Here is a 2,501-nt window from a genome sequence, read left to right as displayed (position 1 = left end):
TGAGAACGGCGGAGCAATATTCGACCACGGTAGCGGCGGGATAGTCCTGCTGCGGGCGGCGTAAAAGTCGTCCACCTTGAAGCCTTTCTGCCGAGTCAGGGAGGTGTGGGGATCTACAGCGTGGAACTTTATCTTCAGGTCCGTCTGGCTTGCGCGGATGGCATGAGCCAACGGGCGGCGGCGAAGCGTTTCAATGTGTCGCGCGAAACGGTACGCAAGATGCTGTCGTTTTCATCGCCGCCGGGTTACCGGCGCCAGTCCGTACCGCAGCGCCCGAAGCTGGACGGGTTTGTGGCGATCATTGATGGATGGCTTGAGGGTGACCGCAGTGTCCCGCGCAAGCAACGCCATACGGCGAAGCGGGTATTCGACCGTTTGCGCACCGAGCATGGTTTCACCGGCGGCTATACGATCATCAAGGATTACATCCGGGAGCGCGAACAGCGCAGCCGGGAGATGTTCGTGCCGCTGGCGCACCCTGCGGGAGATGCGCAGGCCGATTTCGGGGAAGCGCTGGTGGAGATCGGCGGGGTGGAGCAGAAGGCCTACTTCTTCGCGCTCGATCTGCCGCACAGTGATGCCTGCTATGTGCGGGCCTATCCGGCGGCGGTGGCGGAGGCCTGGGTGGACGGACACGTGCATGCCTTCGCGTTTTTCGGCGCGGTACCGCGCTCGATCGTCTATGACAACGATCGCTGCCTTGTGACGAAGATCCTGCCCGACGGCACGCGGCAGCGTGCCACGCTGTTCAGCGCTTTCCTGTCACATTACGTGATCCGCGACCGCTATGCTCGCCCGGGCAAGGGGAACGAGAAAGGCAATGTGGAGGGGCTGGTAGGCTATTGCCGGCGCAACTTCATGGTGCCGATCCCGAAGTTCCCGACCTGGGAGGCGTTCAACCTGTGGCTGGAGGAGCAATGCCGCAAGCGCCAGCAGGACAAGGTGCGCGGGCAGAGCGAGACGATCGGTGAGCGGCTGCAGCGCGATCTCGCGGCCATGCAGCCTCTGCCCGCTACACCCTTCGAGGCCTGCGATCAGAAAGGCGGGCGGGTCTCCTCGCAATCCCTGGTGCGCTACAGGACCAACGATTATTCGGTTCCGGTGGCCTGGGGCCATCAGGAGGTCTGGATCAGGGCCTATGTCGATGAGGTGGTGATCGGCTGCCGCAGCGAAGTCATCGCCCGTCATCCTCGTTGCTATGCCCGCGAGGAGGTTGTCTTCGACCCGCTCCATTATCTCCCGCTGATCGAGCAGAAGATCAACGCATTCGACCAGGCTGCGCCTTTGCAGGGCTGGGACCTGCCCGAAGCGTTCACGACACTGCAGCGGTTGATGGAAGGGCGCATGCACAAACATGGCAGGCGCGAATATGTGCAGGTACTGCGCCTGCTGGAAACGTTCACCCTCGCCGATCTCCAGGCGGCGGTCGAACAGGCCATCGATCTTGGCGCCATCGGCTTCGATGCCGTCAAGCACCTCGTCCTGTGCCGGATCGAACGCGTACCGCCCAGGCTGGACCTGGACGTCTATCCCTTCCTGCCACGCACCACGGTCGAGAAGACCTTTGCCAGAGCCTATCTGAGCCTGCTCTCCGACCGGCAGGAGGCCGCATGAGCGATCAGGCCCCGGAGATCCTTCTCGCTCACCATCTCAAGGCGCTCAAGCTGCCTACGTGCCTGCGTGAGCATCACAAGCTCGCGCGGCAATGTGCCGCTGAAGGCGTCGATCATATCCGCTTCCTCGCCCGCCTCGTCGAGATGGAAATGATCGACAGGGAGCGTCGCATGGTCGAGCGGCGCATCAAGGCCGCGCGCTTCCCCGCCGTCAAAAGCCTCGACAGCTTCGACTTCGCCGCCATCCCCAGGCTCAACAAGATGCAGGTGCTCGAGATGGCGCGCTGCGAGTGGATCGAGCGGCGTGAGAACGCCATCGCTCTGGGGCCATCAGGCACCGGAAAGACGCACGTAGCGTTGGGGCTCGGACTGGCAGCATGCCAGAAAGGACTGTCGGTGGGCTTCACCACCGCGGCAGCGCTGGTCAGCGAAATGATGGAGGCCCGCGACGAGCGCCGTCTTCTGCGCTTCCAGAAGCAGATGGCCGGATACAAGCTGCTCATCATCGACGAACTGGGCTTTGTGCCGCTCTCCAAGACCGGCGCCGAACTGTTGTTCGAGCTGATCTCCCAGCGTTACGAACGCGGCTCCACCTTCATCACCAGCAACCTGCCCTTCGACGAATGGACCGAAACCTTCGGATCTGAGCGTCTCACAGGCGCGCTCCTCGATCGCCTGACCCATCACGTCAGCATCCTCGAGATGAACGGCGAAAGCTATCGCCTCGCGCACAGCCGGGCCCGCAAGGCCAAAACCAGACCCTGAAAATTACACCAATGCCGGGGGGAGTGGCCCTCGGGCTACGCCCTCACGCCACTCCCCCCGGCATGTAACACGATGGCCTGGTTTTACGCCGCCGAATGGCCGACTTTTGCTCCGCCGTTGACA

The 2,501-nt window shown here is 62.9% G+C and carries 2 protein-coding genes; both read left to right on the top strand.

The window, feature by feature from the left end:
- Positions 1-120: 120 nt before the first annotated feature.
- Entirely contained in the window at positions 121-1,614 is a 1,494-nt protein-coding gene (gene istA / locus V473_RS22665; RefSeq protein ID WP_011950768.1) for an IS21 family transposase, read from the top strand.
- Positions 1,611-2,378, top strand: coding sequence for an IS21-like element ISSsp5 family helper ATPase IstB (gene istB / locus V473_RS22660; protein ID WP_007686288.1), 768 nt, complete (start codon positions 1,611-1,613; stop codon positions 2,376-2,378). Before istA ends, istB begins: the two co-directional genes overlap by 4 nt.
- Positions 2,379-2,501 lie beyond the last annotated feature (123 nt).

The organism is Sphingobium cupriresistens LL01 (genome assembly GCF_001046645.1).
Classification (GTDB): Bacteria; Pseudomonadota; Alphaproteobacteria; order Sphingomonadales; family Sphingomonadaceae; genus Sphingobium; species Sphingobium cupriresistens.
This window is presented reverse-complemented; position numbering and strand designations above follow the sequence as displayed.